Here is a 21,647-nt window from a genome sequence, read left to right on the forward strand (position 1 = left end):
TCGCGCCCGGTTCCCGCCGGTCCCGGACACCCCGGCGCGGCGGCCCGCCGTACGGCCCGGCCGGCGCGCGGGCCGCGTGCGGCGTGGTCCCTCCGGGGCGCGGGTCTGCTCAGTCACGGCTGTTCAGCTCCTCGGCGATCTGACGCGCGGCGGTGAGCGCGTTCCCGCGCAGCGCGGCGCCGGCCTGTTTGCCCTTCCGCGACACGTTCACCTCGACCAGCACGTTGCTGACCCGGAAGTGGACCTCGGAGTAGACGCGATCGCCGCTGGTCAGGTCGAAGGCGAACGCCTCCGCGCCGATCCGGCCCGCGTCGCGCAGCGGGCCGACCTCGCCGAAGAGGCCCGTACCGGCGTCGGCGGCGGTCCTGGTGCGGTCGGCGGCGAAGAACGCCTTCGCCGTCTCCGGCGCAGTCTTCCCCGGCACGGACGCGTAGTGGGTGACGGTGACGCGGATCTGCGGGGTGCCCGATCCGCTGTCCCAGGAGCACGAGGGGCCGTGGCCGCTCATGGCGTCCAACGGGGACGGCTTACCGGTCGGGCCCACCGCCCGGACCTGCCGGGCGGTCAGCAGGGAGCAGGGGTCGGGGGCGGCGGTGAACCGTCCGGCGCGCGGGTCGGGCCCGGCGGGGACGGGCTTCGCGGAGCCGTCCGAGGAGGTCAGCACCACCGTCCCGGCCACGACGGCGGCCACCGCGGCCAGCCCCGCCCCCACGAGGAGGCCGGTGCGGCCCCGCTTCGCCGTACCCGCCGGCGCGGTCTGGTCCTCGGGGAGGAGCGGTCCGGCGGGCAGTCCCCGGGCCACCCGTTGCAGGGCCTCGCGCAGGACGGCCTCCCCGGGCCGCCGCCGGGGGTCCTTGTCCAGTACGGCGAGCAGCACAGGCGTCAGCTCGCCCGCACGCGCGGGGACCGGGGTCTCCTCGGTGAGGACCGCGCCGAGGGTGGCGGCGGAGGCCCCCCGGTGGAACGGCCCGCGCCCCTCGACGGCGGTGTAGAGGGTCGCGCCCAGCGACCACAGGTCGGCCGCGGGGCCGTCGCCGGTGCCTCGCAGCCGTTCCGGGGCGATGTACCCGGGGGAGCCGACCAGCGCGTCGGGGGAGGTGAGCTGGACGTCGCCCTCCAGCGTGGCGATGCCGAAGTCGGTGAGCAGCACCCCGCCGTCGTCGGCCAGCATGATGTTGGCCGGCTTCACGTCGCGGTGCATGATGCCCCGGCTGTGCGCGAGGGCCAGCCCGTCCAGCACGGCCGCCCCGATGGCCGCGGCCCGCCGCGGGTCGATCGGCCCGGAGGAGCGGATCACCTGCTGCAGGGAGCGGCCCCGGACGAGGTCCATCACGATCCACGGCCGGCCGTCCTGGGAGATGACGTCGTGCACGGTCACGATGGACGGGTGACCCAGCCGGGCGGCGGCCCTGGCCTCGCGCAGGGTGCGCTCGCGCATCTCGGCGCGCTGCGCCTCCGGCAGGCCGGGGCCGAGCTTGACCTCCTTGATCGCCACCTCGCGGTGCAGCATCTCGTCCCGGGCGCGCCAGACCACGCCCATCCCGCCCGCGCCGAGCCGGTCGATCGCCCGGTATCGGCCCGCGAGGACGGGAAGGGCCGGGTCAGCCATTGGCCTTGAGGGACTCGACGATCCAGCGGGCGGCCTTCTGCGCCCCCGCCGCGAGCCTGCCCTCGGCGTCCTTGTCGACGCCGCCCTGCTCGTACTCGACCTCCCCGATCAGGTTGCTGACCCGGAAGACCACGCTCACCTTGTACGACCCCCCGTACAGATTGATCTTGCTGTACTTGCCGGTGGTGAACGCCTCCTCGCCGATGCCCTTCAGGTCGCCCGGCGGGGCGGGCTTCGGGGTGGCGAACTGGGCGTCGGTGACGAAGTCCTTCTTCTTGCCCGCGATGTACTCCTTCGCCCGCTGGATGCCGGAGTCGCTCTGCTTCATGGCCACCAGCCGCACGTGCAGGTCGTACTTCTGCGTGCTCGGCTTGCGCCAGTCCTGCTGGTTGAGCCAGTCGCAGACGCCGGGTTCGACCTCCGAGCTGCGGAAGCCCGGCACCAGCTCCCCGGCCTGCTTCTCGTCGAGCATGCTGCAGGTGCGGGGCGCGGCGGCGAACCGGCCCCCGGGTCCGGCGGAGGCGGACGCGACCGGCTCGGCCGCAGTGGGGTCGCCGGGCGCCGAGGCGAGCAGGTAGCCGATGACGGCCGCCATGCCGACGACCAGGGCGCCGGTCAGCGCCACGATCGGCATGGGAACCAGCAACCCGGATCTGCCCCGGGCGTGCTCGGTCGGGCCGGTCGGGCCCTCCTGGCGCCGGGAGCGGGAGGCGGAGCCTGAGCCGGGCGCCGCCTCGTGCGGGGCGGGCGCGCCGGGACCGGCCTGGAGTGAGGACGCCGCCGGTCCCGGACCGACGACGACGGCCGGGCGCGGCGCGGTCGCCTCGGGGTTGGCCGCGGGGTCGTCGTCCGGCGGCCCCGGGTCCGGGGCGGCGTGCCCCGGACCCGGGACCATGTGACCCGAGCCCGGGACCGCGTGACCCGGGCCCGCGTGCTCCCGGTCCGGCGTCGTCGTCCCGGAGCCCGCGGGAAGCGCGAGCGGCGGGCCCGCCGGGGACGTCCGGGCGTCCCGCCGCGCCGTACCGGGGGGCGTCGGGGGAGCCTGGTCCGGGGCGGGAGGCTGGAACGGCACCGCCGGAGCCGTGCCGGTCAGGGAGATCTCCAGCAGGACGTTGCGCAGCGTCCCCGGGTCGGGCCGCCGGCCGGGGTCCCCGGACAGCAGGTGGGTCAGGATCGGCCCGAGCGGGCCGGCGTTGTCCAGCGACCCGCCGGGGGCCGGCGGACGGCCCTCGACGGCGGTGTAGACGGTCGCGCCGAGCGACCACAGGTCGGCGGCCGGGCCCGTCACCCCCTCGGGGGCGGTGAAGGTCGGCGACCGGAAGGTCGGCCCGAGGAGCGTGACCCGGTCGTTCGGGCCGAGCAGCACCGATCCCGGCCGCACGTCGCCGTGGAGCGTCCCCCGGGCGTGCATGGCGACGATCTGGTCCAGTACGGCCAGGCCGACCGCCGCGGCCTGGCGCGGCGCCATCGGCCCGCCCCGCCCGACCGCGTGCTCCAGTGAGATCTGCTCGCCCGGGGACTGCTCCAGCACGGCGGGCAGCGCCGCCCCGGCGGGCTCCGTCTCGGGGGTGGCGTGCCTGCGGCCGCGCCTGCCCTGGGGCCGGGTGACGTCTGGGTCGTTCATCCGTTCGCCTTCTGCTTGTTCAGCGCGTTCGCGATCCAGGTGGCGGCGGTGTGGGCGCCGGCCTGGATCGCCGGGGCGTCCTTGCTGCCGTCCACCACCGTGTAACCGACGTCCAGCACCAGGTTGTCGACGCGGAAGACCACGTGGCTCTGCTCCAGGCGGCCGGTCTTCCGGTTCTCGTAGTAGTCGTAGCCGAACGCCTCCTCCCCGACCGGCTTCACCGGCAGCGCGCCGGTGGTGCGGGTGGATCGGCCGGCGGCCTTGATCTCCGACCAGCTCCAGAGGATCGAACCGGTCGGCACGGTGCCGTTGCGCTGGTTCACCAGTATCTCGTGGGCCCGCCGGGGGCTCTTGCCCCACGGCTTGTCCATCCCGTCGCTGAGGGGATCGATCCGCAGGCCGGCTCCGGGGACCGCCCACGCGCAGCCGCCGGTGTTGAGCGGCTCTCCCTTGGCGTCCGACCCCTTGGCGTCCGACCCCTTGGCGTCCGACGCCGGCAGGAGTTTCCTGACGTCGGCCGCGGTGACCAGCTTGCACATGTCCACGGGTACGGCGAAGGCGCCCGGCTTCTCGCTCAGCCGGGCCGGTTTCGCCGGGGCGGCTGAGGCGCCGGTGACGTGGACCACGCCCATGGTCGCCCCGATGACCGCCGCGACCGCCGCGATCTCGGCGGACGCCCACAGCGCGACGCGGGGGCCGGGACGGTCCGCCCGGCGCGCGGCGGGGACGGAGGACGGCGCGGGTCCCGCTCCCCTTCCGTGCCGTGGACCGGCCTCCCGTTCCGGAGCCGGGAAGGGGGCGGGGAACGGCGTGGAGGGCGCGGAGGGCACGGCGGCCGGGCGGCCCGCGGCGAGCTCGCGCAGGGCCTGGACGACCTCCTCGAAGAGCGGCCGGTCCTCGGGCAGGGAGGCGAGCATGCCGAGCAGCAGCGGGCCCAGGGCGCCGGCCCGCTCCGGCGGCCGGGGAGGCTCGGTCAGTACCCGGCTGATCGCCGAGACGGGGGTGTCCGCCGGGTGCGGCGGAACGCCCTCGACGGCGAAGTAGAGCGTGGCGCCCAGGGACCACAGGTCCGAGGCGGGCCCGCCCCGCTCGCCGCGCAGCCGTTCGGGGGCGATGTAGTTGGGCGAGCCGACCAGCCGGCCGGTCTGCGCCGCGGTGGCCTCGTCCTCGACGACGGCGATGCCGAAGTCGGTCAGCACGGCCCGGCCGGTCCTGGTGAGGAAGACGTTGCCGGGCTTGACGTCCCGGTGGACCACCCCGGCGGCGTGCGCGGCGACCAGCGCGCCGGCGACGCTCACGCCGATCCGGGCGGCCTGGCGCACCGGCAGCGGCCGGCCGTCGCGGACCGTCTGCTCCAGCGACGCGCCGGACAGCAGTTCCATGACGAGCCACGGCCGGTCCTGCTCGACGATCACGTCGTGGACGGTGACGATGGACGGATGCTTGATCCGGGCCGCCAGGTTGGCCTCGCGCAGCGCCGCGTCGCACAGCTCCTGCCGCCGGGCGGGGTCGAGGTCGGGCGGCAGCCGTACCTCCTTGACGGCCACGTCACGGCCGAGCAGCTCGTCGGCGGCAAGCCAGACGGTGCCCATCCCGCCCTCGGCGAGCGGGTTGAGCAGCCGGTAGCGGTCCGCTAACAGTCGAGTGTCGATCCCGTTCACCCCGTTCACTGTCCCATCGAGCACAGAAACATAGCCACTTAGCGCGATATGGACCAATGAACCAGCACCTTTCGCATCACCGAAATACCGGTGAACGGAACGGGCGGCCGGAGGTCCCGGTCGTCGATCTCGGCGGGTCATCGGGGCCGGCGGAGCGGATGACCCGGCCTTCCGGCCGCCGACGGCGACGAAACGGCCGTCCGCTCACCGGCCGCGACCGGGCGGCCTCCGCCCGCCGGCCGGATAACCGGTTGAGGGCCCGGCGACCCTCCCGCTACTCTTGCGGCCTCACCGGCCGAGGTCCGGCCGGTGACGTGAGACAGGACAGGAGGTGAGGAGTGATGTCCGCCATCGTCACGCGCTCCCGCCTCGGGCTACAGAACGCCTGAGACCCGGGGAAGCGCACCGCTTTTTCGGAGAAAACGTGTCTGACCTGACCTTCCGTCCGCTCACCGCGGACGACCTCCACCTCTTCCACGCCTACGGCCCGCCGCCCGCCTCCGGTGTCGGCGCCCGCCACGCCCCCTTCGAGGAGCTGGGCTACGGCCGGCCCGACTGGCTCTGGGTCGCGCTGCGCGGCGACCAGGTGGTGGCCCGCGCCGCCTTCTGGGGCCCGCCCGGCGCCGGGCACCCGTTCAGCCTCGACTGGTTCGACCCCGGTACCGGCCCCGACCGCGTCGAGACGGGCGCGGCCCTGCTGCGCGCCGCCTACGCCGCGCTCGTCACGCCGGACTACTCCTCGCCCGCCGGGGACCGCCCCGACTTCCACCTGTTCCTGCCCGCCGACTGGAACGACCGCCCCGACGCCGTGGCCGACGTCGCCGACCGGGTCGAGGCGGCCGAACGGGCCGGGCTGCGTCACTCCGTGGAGCGGCTCAACCTGCGCTGGATCCCCGAGTACGGCCTGCCGCCCCGCTCCACCCGGCTCACCTTCACCCCGGCCGACGACGACGAGGCCGTCATCGACATCCTGACCAAGATCGCCGAGGGCAGCCTCGACGCCTGGGACCGCAGCCGTCTCGCCGAACACGGGCCGAGGAGGACCGCGGAGGACACCCTGAAGGACATCGCGGACTTCCCCGGCGGCCGGCACCGCTGGCGGCTGGCGCACGACGCCGCGGGCGACGTGGTGGGCATCACGATGCCCACCCGCAACGCCACCACCGCCACGATCGGCTACATCGGCGTGGACCCCGCGTACCGGGGCCGCCGTTACATCGACGACCTGGTCGCCGAGACGCTGCACATCTTCACCGCCGAGGGCGAGCCCCAGGTCAGGGACAGCACCGACGTGGGCAACGCACCCATGGCGGCGTCGTTCGCCCGGATCGGCTACCAGGTCGTCGGCCGCCGGCTGATCATGATCTGACCGCCGGCCCCTCCCGCCGCGGGAGGCGCCGGGAGGCGGCGGGCCGGAGGACACCGCGCCCCGGCCCGCCGCACCCGCGCCTTCCCGGCGCGGGTGCGCGAAACATTCACAATTATCCGCCGATCGTCTGCACCGCCCCGGTCTACGCTCCGGCGTATGGCGACACCTCAGCAACGACGCGTCCTCCTGGTGGAGGACGACGAGACGATCGCGCGAGCCGTACGGCACCGGCTGGCCGCCGAGGGCTTCGACGTGGCGGCCGTCGGGGACGGTGAGGCGGCGCTGGCGGCGTACGCGAGGTCGCGGCCCGACGTGGTGGTGCTCGACCGGCTGCTGCCCGGTCTCGACGGGCTGGAGGTGTGCCGGCGGATGCAGGCCGCCCGGCCGGTGCCCGTGCTCATGCTCACCGCGCTCGCCGAGGAGACGGACCTGCTCGTGGGGCTCGGCGTCGGGGCCGACGACTACATGACCAAGCCGTTCAGCATGCGCGAGCTGGTCGCCCGGGTGCACGCGCTGCTGCGGCGGGTGGAGCGGGCCTCCCAGCTCGCCGGGCCGGACACGGTGATCCGGCTCGGCGACGTCGAGATCGACGTCGCCGAGCGGCGCGTCTACACCCGGGGCGCCGAGGTGCAGCTCACCCGGACCGAGTTCGACCTGCTGTGCCGCATGGCGGACCGGCCCGGCCAGGTGTTCGAGCGGGAACGGCTGCTCGCCGACATCTGGGGCTTCTCCGAGGCCGCCGCCACCCGCACGGTCGACAGCCACGTGCGGGCGCTGCGCCGCAAGCTGGGACCCGGCGTCGTGCGGACCGTCCACGGCGTCGGCTACGCCCTCGTCCGCCCGTGACCGCGGACGTCCCCGCCCGGCGACCGGCCCGCCACCCGGTCCCCCCGCGCGCTTCCCCTCTCCTCTCCCTCCTCCCCTCCGACCTTCCCTCCGACGACGGGACGTGCTCCGCTTGAGGCCCCTCGACTTCCTGGGACGGATCAAGGTCAAGCTCGGGCTGGTGATCCTGCTGGCCGTGGTGGTGGCGTTCGTCGTCAACGAGGTCGGCATCAACTCCGGCTACTCGCGCGACGTCCGCGTCGCGGTGGCCGCCGTGCTCGCCCTGGTCATCATGCAGCTCCTCGCCCGGGGGATGACCAAGCCGCTGCGCGAGATGGCCGCCGCCGCGCAGACCATCGCCAAGGGACGGTACGGCCTGCGCGTCACCGCGACCTCCCGCGACGAGGTCGGCGAGCTGGCCCGCGCGTTCAACGCCATGGCGGCCGACCTGGCCGAGGTGGACCGCCAGCGGCGCGCGCTGGTGGCGGACGTCAGCCACGAGCTCCGCACGCCGATCACCGCGCTGCGGGCCGTGCTGGAGAACGTCGTGGACGGCGTCTCCGCGCCCGACCAGGCGACGCTGGAGACGGCGCTGGCCCAGACCGAGCGGCTCGGCCGGCTGGTCACCCAGCTGCTGGACCTGTCCCGGCTGGAGTCGGGGGCCCGGCTGATCGAGCTGGAGAACGTCGGGCTGCGGCCCCTGTGCGAGCAGGCGCTGCGCGAGGCCGTGCTGGCCAGGGACGGGGTCGCCGCGCGCTGCGAGGTGCCCGAGGGGCTGGGCGTGCGCGCCGATCCCGACCTGCTGGCCCAGGTGCTGGCCAACCTGCTGGACAACGCCGTACGGCACAGCCCCGACGGCGGCGCCGTGGTGCTGGCGGCGGCCCCGGAGGGCGGCGGGGTGCGGCTACGCGTCACCGACGAGGGGCCCGGCATCCCGGAGGCGGAGCGGGCCCGGGTCTTCGAGCGGTTCTCCCGCCTGGACGCCGGCCGCGCGGCGGACGACGGCGGCGCCGGGCTGGGGCTGGCCATCACCAAGGAGATCGTCGAACTGCACGGCGGATCCATCCGGGTGGAGGACGGTCCGGGCTGCCGCGTCGCGGTCGACCTGCCGGGGCGCACCGCCGGGGACGCCGCCCCGCCCGCGATGCCGCCCGTCCCGGTCCGGCCACCGCCCGTCCCGGTCCGGCCACCGCCCGTCCCGGCTCCGTCCGAACCGGCTATCCCGGGGCCGTCCCGGTGGGAGGCTCCGGCCCCGTCCGCGTGCGAGCGGCGGATGACGTCCACCGTTCCGGTCCGGCCGTCCGGTGCGCCCGCCCCGCCGGTCCCTGGAAGGGCGGTGGAGCCCTCCCCGGCACCGCCCGGGACCACCGCGGAGTACGTGGTGCCGCCCGTGCTGCCCCGGCCCGAGCTGCCGCCCACTCCTCGGTGGGCGCTCCCGGCGTGCGCCGCCGTCGGGCTCCTCGCCGCCGTCGCGCTTCCGGGCAGTGCGATGAGCCTGGGGTTCGTCCTGGTCGCCGCGGCCATGGGGGCGGCGGCGCTGCCCGCCGTACGGCGCCGCGTCACCCCCTGGCCGGCGGTGCTCGGCCTGATCGCCTACGGGCTGGTCGCGGTGGCGGCGTTCCGGGACGCCGACTGGCTCGCCGGGCCGCTCCTGCCGGCCGGGTTCCTGCTGGCCGCGCTCGCCCTGTCGGGGGCCGGGCGCGGCTGGGCGGGCGTGCTGCGGGGCGGGGCGTCGGTGGTGCTGGGCCTGCTGCCGGTGCCGTGGTTCCTGGCCGCGCCGTTGCGGCCGGGCAGGGGACTGCCGCTGCGGCGGCGGGTCGTGCCGGTGCTCGCCGGGGTCGCGCTGAGCGCCGTGCTGGTGGCGGTGTTCGGGGCGCTGTTCGCCTCGGCCGACGCGGTCTTCGCCGAGGCCGTCGCCCGGGTCTTCAGCGTCCGGGACCTGCTGGGCGCGGGGGCGCTGCCGCTGCGGATCCTGCTGTTCGGCGTCTTCGCGGCGGTGACCGCCTCCGCCGTGCTGGTCGGCCTGCGGCCGGTGGCGGAGCCGGAGGGCCCGGCCACGCGCCTTTCGGTGAGCCGGGGGGTGTGGGTGCTGCCGCTCGTCGCGCTCGACCTGCTGTTCGGCGTGTTCGTGGCGATGCAGCTCACGGTCCTGTTCGGTTCGTCCAGGTGGCTGGTGTCGGCGACCGGCCTGACCTACGCCCAGTACGCCCGTTCGGGGTTCTTCCAGCTCGCCGCGGTCAGCGTGTTCGTGCTGGCGATCGTGGCGGTCGCCTCGGGCGCGATCAGGCTGCGGGGCGGGGAGCGGTGGCTGATGGCCGGGCTGCTCGGCCCGCTCTGCGCGCTGACCATGGTCGTCCTGGTCTCGGCCCTGCACCGGCTGGACCTCTACGTCGGCGCCTACGGCTTCACCCGGCTGCGGGCCTCGGTGGAGGCGGCGATCTGGTGGCTGGGCGCCGTCTTCGCGCTGGTGCTCGTGGCCGGCGCCGTACGGCTCGTCCGGCGCCGCGCCGTCCGGTGGCTGCCCAGGACCCTGGTCGCGATGACCGGGGCGGCGCTGCTGGCCTTCGCCGTGTGGAACCCGGACCTGCGGGTCGCCGAGACCCAGATCGCCGTCCGGGGCCCGGACCGGATCGACCACCGCTACCTGGGCGGCCTGGGGGCGGAGGCCGTACCCGCGCTGGACCGGCTGCCCGAGCCGGTCCGCAGCTGCGTGTTGCGGAACGTGACCGAACGCAACGACCTGGCCGCGCCGGACCCGTGGAACGGCTGGAACCTCGCCAGGGAGCGGGCCAGGGAGGTGCTGGCCCGCCACCCGGTCAGGGCGTCCAGCGATTGCCGGACACGGTGATCATCGCCTGGAGGGTCACGCTGGCGGAGAAGTAGTCCCGGCGGCCGAAGGCGGCGGAGGCCATCTCGTCCCACAGGGCGTCCAGCCACGCCTGGCCGCCGGGGTCGGCCATCGCCGCCACCGCGAACGGGGCGGAGAAGGCGGCCTCGGCGTCCTCGGAGAGGCGGCGGCCGGCGAGGGTGTAGCCGGCGGCGATCCGGCCGGGGTCCCCGCCGGTCTCCTTCCTGATCCAGGCGCTCATCCGGCGGACCGCGGCGAGCGACCGGGCGTCCCCGGAGGCCACCGCGTCGTCGCCGATCCGCCACGGGGTACGGCAGGCGTTCCACCAGTACGCGCCGTCGTGCGGGTCCTCCAGGACCTCCCGGGGCGCGGGCTTCGGATCGGTGCGGGTGCCGACCACGAAGTCGGCCAGCAGCCCGGTGCCCGGGGCGTACCGCGTCTGCTGGGCGGCGATCAGATCCTGGTGGGCGGCGATCACCTCGTCCCAGGACGGGTCGCCGGTGGCGCGGCGGAAGGCCCGGAAGTGACCGATCATCCAGTCGGAGGACCGGCTGACCCAGTAGTACTCGTCGCCCCGGTCGGTCCAGTCGCCCAGCTTGGTCAGCCGGGTGACCGGGTTGATCTCGCCCTTCCTGATCGCGCGGATCCGGTCGAGCGCCAGCCCGCGGTAGTCGAACGCGCCCGAGCTTCCCCACTGCCGGTCGGCCAGGAGCAGGCCGTAGGCGACGTCGAGGTCGCCGTCGGTGGCGGAGTCGCCGCCGTTCACGCTCCTGCACGAGGCGTCCTGCTCGGCCGCGAGCAGGCCGGGGGTGATCGACGAGGGGTGGGCCAGCACGTACCGGAGGAGCCCGTCGAAGATCTTCTTCGCGTCCGGGTCCGCCCCGGCCATGGTCGCGGTGACGACCATGCCGTAACCCTGTGCCTCGGCCACGTATGGGTGGTCGGCGTCGGGGGAGAGGACCTGGTACCGGCCGTTGCCGCAACCGCGCCGGACGAAGGCGGCCTTCCATCGCCGGTAGTGCTCGACGACCTTCGCGTCGAGGGCGGCCTGTTCGCCGCTCGGGCGCAGCGTCCCGGCGGCGTAGCGGCCCGCGTGGCCGCCGAACGGCACGCGGGGCGCGTCCGGGGCCGCCGGGGCGGGCGTGCCGGTGGGACTCCCGGGAGCACCATCGGTCCCGGGGGCGCCGGTGGGGCTCCCGGTCCCGGATCCACGGGTGGCCCCGCCGGTGCCGCTCGCCGCGGGGGTCCTGGCGGCGGCGGAGCCGGCCGCACCCCCGTCCGCGGCGCAGGCGGCCACCGCGAGCGCCGCCGCGGCCAGCGCAGCCGTCACCGCCGGGACGGCGGCCGGGAGACCGCGGGGACGACGGAGGAGCTGCCTCATGCGCACGGGACGACGGCCTTCCTGCGGGGAGATGCCTGACCCGTTGAAGGATGCCACCGCCCTCGGCCCGGGGCGGCACCGGCCCACCGGGGAGCATCGGGGAGGGGGCGGCCCGGGGGTCTCACGCGGCCGGGGAGCGCGCCGGGGGCCGGTCCGGGGTCTCGCGTGGACGGGGGTGCGCCGGGGGCCGGTCCGGGGGTCCCTCGTGGCCCCGGGGGCTCCTCTTTCCGCGAGGCGCCGCGGAGAGGAAAGTGCGCCGGGGTACGGCGGAGTGGTTCAATCCCGGTGTGATCTTCGATGTGCTGGTCCGTGGCGGCCGGGTGCTGGACGGCACGGGAGCCCCCGCGTTCCCGGCTGACGTCGGCGTCGTCGGCGACGAGATCGTCGCGGTGGGGAGACTGTCCGAGGCCGGAGCCGAGGCCGGCACGGTCGTCGACGCCTCCGGGCGGCACGTCATGCCCGGCCTGATCGACTGCCACGTCCACGGTGACGCCCTGGCCGGTGATCCGGCGGTGCAGCTCGCCGCGCTCCGCCAGGGCGTGACCACGTTCGTCCTCGGTCAGGACGGCCTGTCCTTCGCCCCGGCCACGACCCCCGGGACCCTCGACTACGTCACCCGCTACTTCGCGGCCGTCAACGGCGCGCACCCCTGGGCCGACGGGCCGCTGAGCGTCCGCGAGCTGCTGGACGGCCACGACGGGACGACCGCGCTCAACACCGCCTACCTGCTGCCGCACGGCACGATCCGCTACGACGTGATGGGCCCCGCCGAACGGGCCGCCACCCGCGAGGAGCTGGCCGCGATGCTCACCCGGGTCGAACGCGGCCTGGAGGAGGGCGCGGCGGGCCTGTCCACCGGGCTGGAGTACGCCCCCGGCCGCTACGCCGACGCCGCCGAGATCGCCGCGCTGTGCGCGCCGCTGGGCGGCCTGCCGTACGTCACCCACATGCGCGCGTACGGCGAGCGGGCCCCGATCGGCATGGCCGAGGTGACCGCCATCGCCCGCGCGTCCGGCGCCTCCGTCCACGTTTCGCACTACCACGGCCCGGCGTCCGTCCTGCTGCCGCGCCTCGACGCGGCCCTCGCCGAGGGGCTGGACGTCACCTTCGACAGCTACCCCTACCTGCGCGGCAGCACGATCCTGGCGATGGTCGCGCTGCCCGCGCGGATCCCGGCCGCCGACACCGGGCGGGCACTGGAGATCCTCGCGTCCGGGCCCATCGAGTGGGACGACTCCATCTGGCCGAGGATCACCCTGTCCCACGTGCCCGGGGACGAGTGGGCCGAGGGGATGACGATCCCGGAGGCCGCCGCCGAGGCCGGGACCGATCCGGGGGAGTTCTGCCGCCGGATCCTCCTCGGCACCCGGCTGGAAGCCGGCTGCGTGACGGCCCGCCCGGACGAGGGCCCCGAGGGGGAGGAGTCGGTCCGCGCGATCCTGCGCCACCCGGCCCACACGGGCGGCTCCGACGGCATCTACGTCGGCGGGCACCCCCATCCCCGGGGGTACGGGGCGTTCGCCCGCATGCTCGGCCGTCACGTCCGCGAGACCGGCGACTGGAGCCTGGAGGCGGCCGCCGTCCACCTGTCCTCCCACCCGGCCCGCCGCTTCGGCCTGCCCCGCCGGGGCCTGGTCCGTCCCGGGCAGATCGCCGACCTCGCCGTCGTGGACGCCGCCGCCGTCCGCGACCTGGCCACCTACGGGTCCCCCCGCGTCCCGGCCGCCGGGGTGGACGACGTCCTCGTCTCCGGCGTGCCGGTCCTGGCCGCGGGACGGCTCACCGGCGCCACCCCCGGACGGGCGCTGCGACCCTGACGGGTCCGGTCCCGTTTCCCCGGTGATCGTGAAGGGTCCGGTCCCGTTTCCCGGTGGCTCTGACGGGTTCGGCCCGTTTCCCCTGTGAGCCGTGGGCCGCGAGGATAGGGTCGGCGGGCAGACCGAAGGGAGCGGTGCGATGACGGCGACGGTGAAGGGGATCGTGGACCCCGAGAAGGCGGTGGGGTCCTCGCTGTTCGGCGGGGCCTTCAGTTTCCCTGTCATGGTGGCGCGCCGCTCCGCGCTGGAGCACAACATCGCCACGCTCGCGGACTTCGCCGGGCGGCACGGCATGCTGCTCGCCCCGCACGCCAAGACGACCATGTCCCCCGAGCTGGTCCGCGCCCAGCTGGACGCGGGCGCGTGGGGGATGACGGCCGCCACCCCGAGCCAGGTCCTCATCCTGCGCGAGTTCGGGGTCTCCCGGATCGTCCTGGCCAACCAGTTCTTCGACCCCGCCGGGCTCGACGCGGTCGCCGCGTGGCTGGAGGAGGACCCGGCGGCCGAGTTCCTGTGCTTCGTGGACTCGGTGGCGGGGGTGGAGACGCTGTCGGCGCACGCGGGCGCCAGGCCGTTCCGGGTGCTGGCCGAGCTGGGCGTCGCGGGCGCGCGGTGCGGCAGCCGCACGCTCGGCGAGCTGCTGGAGGTCGCCGGGGCGGCGCAGGCGGCCGAGGGCGTGGAGCTCGCCGGCGTCGCCGGGTACGAAGGGGTGCTCGGCACGGCCGAAGAGGTGCGGGCCTACCTGGGCCGGATGCTGGAGGCGCTGGAACACCTGCGGGTGCGCGACCCGATCCTGTCGGTCGGCGGCAGCCAGTGGTTCGACGTGGTCGGCAGGGAGCTCGCCACCTGCCAGGCCAGGATCGTGCTGCGCAGCGGCGCCTACGTCACCCACGACGACGGCCACTACCGCGAGCGCACGCCGTACAACCGCATCGAGGGCGAGCTGCGGGCGGCGCTGGAGGTCTGGGCGCACGTGCTGAGCGTCCCCGAGCCGGGGACGGCCGTCGTCGGGCTCGGCAAGCGCGACGCCCCCTTCGACGAGGGGTTCCCGGTGCCGCGCGGCGTCCTGGACGGCTCGGAGGTCATCAGGATGCACGACCAGCACGCGGTCGTACGGCTCGCGCCCGGATCGCGGGCCACGCCGGGCGAGCTGGTGCCGTTCGGCATCTCCCATCCGTGCACCGCCTTCGACAAGTGGCGGGTCATCCCGGTGGTGGACGACGACTACCGAGTCGTCGATCTCGTCACGACCTTCTTCTGAGTTCCGTATATTTCCCTCTGTTTCACTTGCTCCCGTTCGTCCGTGACCCGCCGAGCCGGCGGTCACGGACACACGACCCGATCGGAGGCGCGGCGGTGCGCCGCGCCTCCTCCCGGCCCCCGAGGGCCGGGTTCCACGCTGGAGGTAGTCAATGAGCGTCAAGCAGGAGCTGCGCACCGCCGAGGGTGCGGCGCCGGTCGGGGCGTACTCCCAGGGCCTCGTCGTCGGGGACTTCGTCTACACCTCCGGCATGGGACCGCTGCACCCCGAGACCGGCGAGGTCGTCGGGACCGACGTGGCCGAGCAGACCCACCAGGTCATGCGCAACCTCGGCGCGATCCTGGCCGCCCACGGACTGGGCTTCGACGACGTGGTGAAGGCGACCGTCCACCTTGAGCACCTCAAGCGTGACTTCGCCGCCTACAACGAGGTCTACAAGTCCTACTTCACCCGGCCCTACCCGGTCCGCACCACCGTCGGGTCCGACCTGATGGACATCCTCGTCGAGATCGACTTCATCGCCTACAAGGGACGTTAGAGTCTGACCGGCTTCGACTCCGACTCCGGAACCGGGTGAAGGGCGGCGGTTTGGACAGCTCGCTACACGTCCACGTCGAGGACGTGCGCGGGGAGGGCCGCGCGGCGGTCCTCGACCGGATCGCCGGGTACGGCGTCGCGGGCGTGACCGTGGCGGTGGCCGGTGAGCGGTCCCGCGACATCACGCCCCACGGTCCGGCCCGGGTGACGCTGCGCGCGGACGGGGTCCACTTCACGCCGCCCGCCGACCTGTTCGACGGGCTGCGACTGGCCCCGCCCGTCCAGGCCGGGGCCGCCGGGGGGCCGCTGGCCGCCCTGCGCGCGGACACCGCCCGGCGCGGCCTGAGGCTGCACGGCTGGGCGGTCTTCCTGCGCAACGCCACGCTGGGCCTGGCCGCCCCCGACGTGACCGTGCGGAGCTGCTTCGGCGACCGGGGCGCGCCCGCCGACCTGTGCCCCTCCCACCCGGACGTCCGCTCCTACGCGGTGGCGCTGGGCCGGGCGGTGGCCAGGCAGGGGGTGGACAGCGTGGTCGCCGAGGCGCTGCACTTCGGCGCCTTCGGCGGTCCCTGCGGCTTCGGCGGCGCGGGCCGCGGGCACGGCCCCGGGCGCGGCCACGTCCCCATGGGCCCGATGGACGCGTTCCTGTTCGGCCTGTGCTTCTGCGACTTCTGCATGCGGCGCGCGACCGACCTGGGCGTCAACGCCGAGGCGGCGCGCGAGGAGTGCGCGCGGATCGTGGGCGGCGTGCTCGGCGGAGACCCTCCGGCGCAGGGCGAGGTGACCCGGGCGGCGCTGACCGCCTACGCGGGCCCCGAGGCCGTCGCCTATGCCAGGGCCCGCTCGGAGGCGGTGACCTCGCTGGTCTCGGAGGTCTCCGCCGCCGTCGCCGGGGAGGGCTCCCGGCTCGTCTTCCTCGACGGGACCGGCGCGGTGAAGGGACACGAGGATGGCCTGCCCTCCCCGGGACTGGCCGCGCACGACGCCTGGCAGCTCGGCGTGGACCTGGTGGCGCTGGGCGACCTGGTGCCCTCGCTCGGCGCGTTCGGCTACGCCCGCGACGCCGTACGGGTGGCCGACGACGTGGGCGCCTACCGCCGCTCGGCGGGCGAGGAGCGGGAGCTGCGGGTCGTGCTGCGGCCCGGCCCGCCCGACACCGACTCGGCCGACCGGCTCGCCGCCAAGGTCCGCGCGGCCCGCGCGGCCGGGGCGGACGCGGTCGACTTCCACGCCTACGGGCTGGTGCCGTACCCGATCCTGGAGCGCGTCACGGCCGCGCTCACGGGCTGACCGCGCCGCCCGGCCCGCCCGGAGTGATCCGCTTTGGAGCGGCTCTCACCCGGTGCTTCTCACTCGGGGGCGGCTCTCACTCCGGAGCGTGGGCCATTCCGTCGAGGACCGTGGACACCGCCCTCGCGGCGAAGCCGTCGTCCAGGGGCAGGCCGCGGAAGGCCACGCGCAGCCATACCGCGCCGCCGAGCAGGTCCATGATCATCAGCGGGTCGGCCGAGGCCGGCAGCTCGCCGCGCCGCCGCGCTCGTTCGAAGATCTCCGCCTCCCCGGAGAGCCGCTCGGCGAAGAAGCGCCGGGCCGCGGCGGCCATCTCGGGATGGCGTACGGCGGCGCCGAGCGCGGCCAGCGCCACGTCCGCCGACGGTGAGCGGGTGAGCAGCCCGGCGATGCCGGTGACCAGCGCCTCCAGGTCCTTCCTGAGGCTGCCGGTGTCGGGTTGCTCCACCGTCAGCAGGTCGGCCTCCACCAGTGCGGCGGCCAGCAGCGCCGCCTTCGACGGCCACCAGCGGTAGATCGTGGTCTTGTTGACCCCCGACCGCTCCGCCACCCCTTCGACGGTCAGCCCGTCGTAGCCCTTCTCGGCCAGCAGGTCCAGCGTGGCCCGGAAGATCTGCTGTTCTTTGCGCGGTGCCATCCCCGCTCCCTGCCCTTCGCTCTGCCCTCTGCGCTCTGCGCGGTCCTGTCCGGGTTCGCCGTCCGGTGCCGTCTGGTTTCCGGCTACGGCCGGCTTCCTCTGGCCTTGTGTGGTCCTTCCGGTCCTGGGTGGCTCCGGTCCGTCCTGGGTGGTCCCTGTGCTTCCGCGGTTCCTGTGCTTCCGCGGTCCCGCGCGGATGCCCGGCGGGCCGTACCCGACTATAACCACGCAACGGTGCGTTGTGTTTTAATGGCGGCATGTCGAAATGCAACGCACCGTTGCGTTGTGTTCTGCTCGATCGTCTTCGAAGCGCGGAGGTCAGTGATGCTGCCGATCGTCCTCGTCCACGGAATCCGGGTCAGCGCGACCATGTGGGATCCGGTGGCCGCCCGCATCCGCGGCCCGGTGGCCGCGCCCGACCTGCCCGGACACGGTTCGCGCCGGGGAGAGCCGTTCACGATCGAGGGAGCCGCGTCGGCGGTGGCCGACGCGATCGACGCGCTCGGCGGCCGGGCGTTCGTGGCCGGGCTCTCCCTGGGCGGCTACGTCGGCATCGCCACCGCGGGCCTCTTCCCCGGACGGGTGGCGGGGCTGGCAGCCCTCGGATGCACCGCGAACAGCCGATGGGCGGCCGTCCCCTACCGGTTCGCCGCCTCCCTGGCCGCGCGGAACCCGGCGCGCGCCGACCGGGTCGGCGCCCTCCTCCTCCGCGGCCTCCTGCCCGGCCCCGCCGGTGCGGCGATGGTCGCCGGGGGACTGTCGTGCGAGGCGCTGCCGCAGGTCGTCGAGGCCGTCACCGGACACGACCACCTCGCGGCGCTGGCCGCCTATCCGGGCCGGGTGTGGCTGGTCAACGGCGCCCGCGACCCGATGCGGGCGAACGAGCGCGACTTCCTGCGCGCCTGCCGGAACGGGCGGCTGATCCTGCTGCCCCGCAGAGGGCACCTGGGAGTGCTGACGGCTCCGGGGCCGCTGGCCCGCCTGATGGAGGATCTGCGCGACCTGTCCGGCGACCGTCGGGACGGGGGCCGTCGGGACAGGGATCGGTGGGAGAGGGATCGGCGGGACGATGACCGGCGGGACGGCGGCCGGGCTGTCGGCGGGCCGTGACATACTCGCCGTCGTGGGCTGGCAAAAGGCGCTCAACGCGCTTATCGGGCGATCGGCGGAGCTCGCCCGTCTGACCGCCGTCCTCGACTCCGCCGCCGCGGGGCTCGCGGGAGTGGCCCTCGTGGGCGGCGACGCCGGGATCGGCAAGACCCGGCTGGTCACCGAGCTGGCCGAACGGGCCGAGGCGGCCGGCTTCGCCGTACTGGTCGGGCAGTGCGCCGAACTGGGCGACGCGTTGCCGTACCTCCCGCTGGCCGACGCCCTGCGCGGCGCGCCCGCGGAGCTGCGCGCCGAGATCGAGGCCCGTCCGGTGCTCGGCAGGCTGCTGCCCGGCGGCGCCGACCTCGACGCCGGGACCGACTCGGCCCTCACCCAGCAGCGGCTCTTCGGCTCGATGCTGGGCTTCCTGGCGGCGAGGCCCGTGCTGCTGATCCTGGAGGACCTGCACTGGGCCGACCGGTCCACCCGCGACCTGCTCGTCTTCCTCAGCCGGATGCTGCAGACCGAGCGCGTCTGCCTGGTCGGCACCTACCGCACCGACGACCTGCGCCGCCGCCATCCGCTGCGCCGCGTCCTCGCCGAGCTCAAACGCCTCCCCACGGTGACCGCCGTCGAGCTGAACCCGCTCGGTCCCGACGAGATGGCCGGCCACCTCTCCGGGTTCGGCGGGACGGACCCACGGGTGATCAGAGAGATCGTCGACCGGGCCGAAGGCAACCCGTTCTACGCCGAGGAGCTCCTGGAGGCGGCGACCGACGGCTGCTCGATGAGTGACGGCCTGGCCGACCTGCTGCTCTCCCGGATCGAACCGCTCTCCGACGCCGCACAGCGGGTGTTGCGGGGCGCCGCCGTCGCCGGACGGCGCGTCGACCACGCCCTGCTCCAGGAGGCGTCCGGCCTGGACGACCTCACCTTCGAGGACGCCATGCGGGAGATCATCTCCCAGGGGCTGCTCCGCCCCGACGGAGGGTACGGCTACGCCTTCCGTCACGCCCTGCTCCAGGAGGCCGTCTACACCGACCTGCTGCCCGGCGAGCGGACCCGGATGCACTCGGAGTTCGCCCGGCTGCTCACCGCCCGCGAGGGCGCCGCGGCCGAGCTGGCCTACCACTACCTCGCCGGTCATGACCTCGCCGAGGCGCTGTCGGCCTCCGTCGAGGCGGGCCGGCGGGCCGAGCGCCTCGGCGCGCCCGCCGAGGCCCACCGCCACTTCGAGCAGGCGCTCGGGCTCTGGGACCGCGTCCCCGACGCCGAGATCCGCGCCGGAACCGACCGCGTACGGCTCGCCATGCGCACCGCCGTCGCCGCGGCCGGCACGGGCGACAACCACCGGGCCATCGCCCAGTTGCGGGAGCTGCCCCCGACGGCCGAGACCCACGAGCGCCTCGCCTACTACCTCTACGACTCCGACGACGTGCCGGCGGCCGTCGCCGCCGCCGAGGAGGCCGTCGCGGCGGCCGACCCGGACACGGCGGTACTGGCGCGGGCGCTGGCGACCCTCGCCCGCACCCTCATCCCCACCGACCGCCGCGGGGAGATCCGGCCGCTCGCCGAACGCGCCCTGGAGATCGCGCGGGCCACCGGGGCGTGCGACGCGGAGAAGAGCGCGATGGTCACGCTCGCCTCCTGCGCCGAGTACGACGGCGACCCCGGCCGGGCCGGGGAGTTGTTCGGCGCCGCCGCAGCCCAGGCGTCCGGCGACCTGGCCGTCGACCTGCGGGCGATCTTCCAGCACGCCAGGGTCGAGTTCGAGCACGGCTCGATGGCCGAGGCCGCCGTGATCGCCGAGCGCGGCATCCGGCTGGCCGAGGACAGCGGTCTGTCCTGGAGCACCTTCGGCACCGACCTGCGGTTCCTCCAGTTGCTGATCCACTACACGGCGGGGGACTGGGTCCGGGCCCGCAGGGAGGGTGCGGGCTTCGGTGTGCGCGTCGGTACGGGCCACGAGGCGGTCCTGTCGTCCTTCGCGCTGTTCGTCGAGGTCGCCATGGGGCTGCCCGAGGTGGACGAGCGGCTGACCTGGGTGCGTCCCTTCTGGTCCGACTCCCTGGTCGCCTACATGTCGCGGGCGCTGGCCGCCGAGCACGCCCTGTGGAACGGCGACCCCGGACTCGCCCTGGAGCACGTGACCGCCGTCCTCGACGCCCTCGGCCCGGACGACATGGGCAACATCCGCATCGGAGCGGTCGGGCTGTGGGCGCTGGCCGAGCTGGGCCGTTCCGACGGCGCCGACGAACTGCTGGCCCTCGCCCGCAAGCCGGTCCGTCCCGGGACGGGAGCCGAGGGGCACGCCTGGCTGGCGAGGGCCGAGGCCGAGTGGCACCGCGCGCACGGCCGCGCCGACGTCGGGGCCTGGCGGGCCGCGGTCGAGGCGTTCGACTACGGGTTCGTCTACGAGACCGCGCGCTCGCGCTGGCGGCTGGCCGAGGCGCTGCTCGTCTCGGGAGACCACGCCGCGGCCCTTGAGGAATGGCGGACGGCCGTCCGGACCGCCGCGTCGCTCGGCGCCCGGCCGCTGGGCGACGCCCTGGCCGACCTGGGCCGCCGGGCGCGGTTCCCCTCGGCCGAGTCCGGGGCGCTGTCCGGGACCGCTTCCGGGGGCGGGCTCGAGGACGCTTCCGGTGGTCTCTACGGGGGTGCGGCGGGGTCCGGGGCAGGGGCCACCGTGGAGCGGGAGACACGGGAGGGCGCGCGGGGACGGGCGTCCGCCGGGCCGCGTCCGGGCGCGCTCACCGGGCGGGAGCGGGAGGTGCTCTCGCTGGTGGCCGAGGGCCTGGCCAACCGGGAGATCGGCGAGCGGCTGTTCATCGCGCAGAAGACGGTGAGCGTGCACGTCTCCAACATCCTGGGCAAGCTCGGAGTCTCCTCCCGCACCCAGGCCGCCGCCGTGGCCCGCAGGGAGGGCCTGCTGTAAGGACCTTCGGCTTCGGCGGGTGCCGGGAGGCTTTCCGGGGTTCCGGAAGTCTTCCCGAGCCGGGGCGGCGGGTCTTCGAACCGGTCGCACGGCTCCGCCGCCCGGATGGAAGCCGGGCGGCGGGCCGGTCGGCCGGGGCGGCGGAGAACCGGTCCGGAGGTCAGCGGCTCCGGGTGGAGACGGCCAGCTCGCGGACGACCTGGATCAGCTCGGCCGGGTCGAACGGCTTGGTGAGGTAGGCGTCGACCCCGATGCCGAACCCGCGCCGCCTGTCGTCCTCCTGCGCCCGTGCGGTGATCAGAACGACCTTGATGTGGCTCGTCCCCTCGTTCCTCCGCAGCTTCGTGGCGGTCATCCAGCCGTCGAGCCGCGGCATCATGACGTCCAGCGTGATCACATCCGGCATCACGTCCCGCACCTTGTCCAGGCAGTCCTGCCCGTCGAAGGCGGTCTCCACCTGGAACCCCTCAAGGGTCAGGTTGACCGCGATGAGCTGCCGGATGACCTCGTCGTCATCCACCACCAGTACCTTGCCCAGAACCTCGCCCACGGCCGTGAGGCTAACCCGTGGGAGTGGGGCCACGCGCGGTTTTCGCCGGACGCGTATCCGCCGCGTCCCGGAAAAGCCGTGGAGGACGCCGCGTTATCCACAGAATCCCGTTCGGCTCCTTGGCGATCACGTGTTCCGGCCGACCCTGGACCCCGGTCATCCGCCGAACCCGGGAGGACACATGATCACCGCATTCCTCACCACCGCCGCTCTC

The 21,647-nt window shown here is 75.1% G+C and carries 15 protein-coding genes; 9 read left to right on the forward strand and 6 right to left on the reverse strand.

What is annotated here, in order from left to right:
• Nucleotides 1-109: 109 nt before the first annotated feature.
• The 3 genes from ACFYSC_RS09715 to ACFYSC_RS09725 are packed head-to-tail and all read right to left on the reverse strand — an operon-like array spanning nucleotide 110 to nucleotide 4,894.
• On the reverse strand, nucleotides 110-1,609 hold the full coding sequence (locus ACFYSC_RS09715; RefSeq protein ID WP_389959102.1) for a protein kinase: 1,500 nt from the start codon (nucleotides 1,607-1,609) through the stop codon (nucleotides 110-112).
• Nucleotides 1,602-3,233 (reverse strand): hypothetical protein, encoded by a 1,632-nt coding sequence (locus ACFYSC_RS09720; protein WP_389959105.1) that lies wholly within the window; start codon nucleotides 3,231-3,233, stop codon nucleotides 1,602-1,604. The genes ACFYSC_RS09715 and ACFYSC_RS09720 overlap by 8 nt, the downstream gene beginning before the upstream one ends.
• On the reverse strand, nucleotides 3,230-4,894 hold the full coding sequence (locus ACFYSC_RS09725) for a protein kinase (protein ID WP_389959108.1): 1,665 nt from the start codon (nucleotides 4,892-4,894) through the stop codon (nucleotides 3,230-3,232). Before ACFYSC_RS09725 ends, ACFYSC_RS09720 begins: the two co-directional genes overlap by 4 nt.
• 424 nt (nucleotides 4,895-5,318) lie before the next feature.
• On the opposite strand from ACFYSC_RS09725, the gene ACFYSC_RS09730 reads away from it, so the two are divergent.
• The 3 genes from ACFYSC_RS09730 to ACFYSC_RS09740 all read left to right on the forward strand — a co-directional run bounded on the left by ACFYSC_RS09730 (nucleotide 5,319) and on the right by ACFYSC_RS09740 (nucleotide 9,936).
• Nucleotides 5,319-6,263: a GNAT family N-acetyltransferase gene (locus tag ACFYSC_RS09730; RefSeq protein WP_389959110.1), complete on the forward strand. Its 945-nt coding sequence runs from the start codon at nucleotides 5,319-5,321 to the stop codon at nucleotides 6,261-6,263.
• Between the two features lie 156 nt (nucleotides 6,264-6,419).
• A complete protein-coding gene (locus tag ACFYSC_RS09735) occupies nucleotides 6,420-7,109 on the forward strand; it encodes a response regulator (protein WP_389959112.1) in 690 nt (229 codons plus the stop codon).
• Between the two features lie 103 nt (nucleotides 7,110-7,212).
• Entirely contained in the window at nucleotides 7,213-9,936 is a 2,724-nt protein-coding gene (locus ACFYSC_RS09740) for a DUF4153 domain-containing protein (protein WP_389959115.1), read from the forward strand.
• Here ACFYSC_RS09740 and ACFYSC_RS09745 read toward each other — a convergent pair.
• Nucleotides 9,905-11,317 (reverse strand): glycosyl hydrolase family 8, encoded by a 1,413-nt coding sequence (locus ACFYSC_RS09745; RefSeq protein WP_389959117.1) that lies wholly within the window; start codon nucleotides 11,315-11,317, stop codon nucleotides 9,905-9,907. The genes ACFYSC_RS09740 and ACFYSC_RS09745 overlap by 32 nt on opposite strands.
• A gap of 287 nt (nucleotides 11,318-11,604) precedes the next feature.
• Here ACFYSC_RS09745 and ACFYSC_RS09750 point away from each other — a divergent pair, with 287 nt between their 5' ends.
• The 4 genes from ACFYSC_RS09750 to ACFYSC_RS09765 all read left to right on the forward strand — a co-directional run bounded on the left by ACFYSC_RS09750 (nucleotide 11,605) and on the right by ACFYSC_RS09765 (nucleotide 16,222).
• Nucleotides 11,605-13,134: an amidohydrolase family protein gene (locus tag ACFYSC_RS09750; RefSeq protein ID WP_389959120.1), complete on the forward strand. Its 1,530-nt coding sequence runs from the start codon at nucleotides 11,605-11,607 to the stop codon at nucleotides 13,132-13,134.
• 139 nt (nucleotides 13,135-13,273) lie between these two features.
• Nucleotides 13,274-14,395, forward strand: coding sequence for an alanine racemase (locus ACFYSC_RS09755; protein ID WP_389959123.1), 1,122 nt, complete (start codon nucleotides 13,274-13,276; stop codon nucleotides 14,393-14,395).
• Between the two features lie 151 nt (nucleotides 14,396-14,546).
• The gene (locus ACFYSC_RS09760) at nucleotides 14,547-14,933 is read left to right on the forward strand and encodes a Rid family detoxifying hydrolase (RefSeq protein ID WP_389959125.1); all 387 of its coding nucleotides are present in this window, start codon (nucleotides 14,547-14,549) and stop codon (nucleotides 14,931-14,933) included.
• A 50-nt stretch (nucleotides 14,934-14,983) separates the two neighbouring features.
• On the forward strand, nucleotides 14,984-16,222 hold the full coding sequence (locus ACFYSC_RS09765) for a hypothetical protein (protein WP_389959128.1): 1,239 nt from the start codon (nucleotides 14,984-14,986) through the stop codon (nucleotides 16,220-16,222).
• A 76-nt stretch (nucleotides 16,223-16,298) separates the two neighbouring features.
• Here the strand turns inward: ACFYSC_RS09765 and ACFYSC_RS09770 are convergent, their stop codons facing one another.
• Nucleotides 16,299-16,859 carry a TetR/AcrR family transcriptional regulator gene (locus tag ACFYSC_RS09770; protein ID WP_389959131.1) on the reverse strand — a complete coding sequence of 187 codons (561 nt, stop codon included), beginning with the start codon at nucleotides 16,857-16,859 and terminating at the stop codon, nucleotides 16,299-16,301.
• Between the two features lie 324 nt (nucleotides 16,860-17,183).
• Here ACFYSC_RS09770 and ACFYSC_RS09775 point away from each other — a divergent pair, with 324 nt between their 5' ends.
• Both ACFYSC_RS09775 and ACFYSC_RS09780 read left to right on the forward strand, forming a co-directional pair.
• Nucleotides 17,184-17,969: an alpha/beta fold hydrolase gene (locus tag ACFYSC_RS09775; protein ID WP_389959134.1), complete on the forward strand. Its 786-nt coding sequence runs from the start codon at nucleotides 17,184-17,186 to the stop codon at nucleotides 17,967-17,969.
• Nucleotides 17,929-20,883: an AAA family ATPase gene (locus ACFYSC_RS09780; RefSeq protein ID WP_389959137.1), complete on the forward strand. Its 2,955-nt coding sequence runs from the start codon at nucleotides 17,929-17,931 to the stop codon at nucleotides 20,881-20,883. Before ACFYSC_RS09775 ends, ACFYSC_RS09780 begins: the two co-directional genes overlap by 41 nt.
• Before the next feature lie 160 nt (nucleotides 20,884-21,043).
• On the opposite strand, the gene ACFYSC_RS09785 is transcribed toward ACFYSC_RS09780, so the two are convergent.
• Complete coding sequence (locus ACFYSC_RS09785) at nucleotides 21,044-21,433, reverse strand: response regulator transcription factor (protein ID WP_389959140.1); 390 nt, start codon at nucleotides 21,431-21,433, stop codon at nucleotides 21,044-21,046.
• Nucleotides 21,434-21,647 lie beyond the last annotated feature (214 nt).

The sequence above is a fragment of the Streptosporangium sp. NPDC004379 genome (assembly GCF_042873875.1).
Lineage (GTDB): Bacteria > Actinomycetota > Actinomycetes > Streptosporangiales > Streptosporangiaceae > Streptosporangium.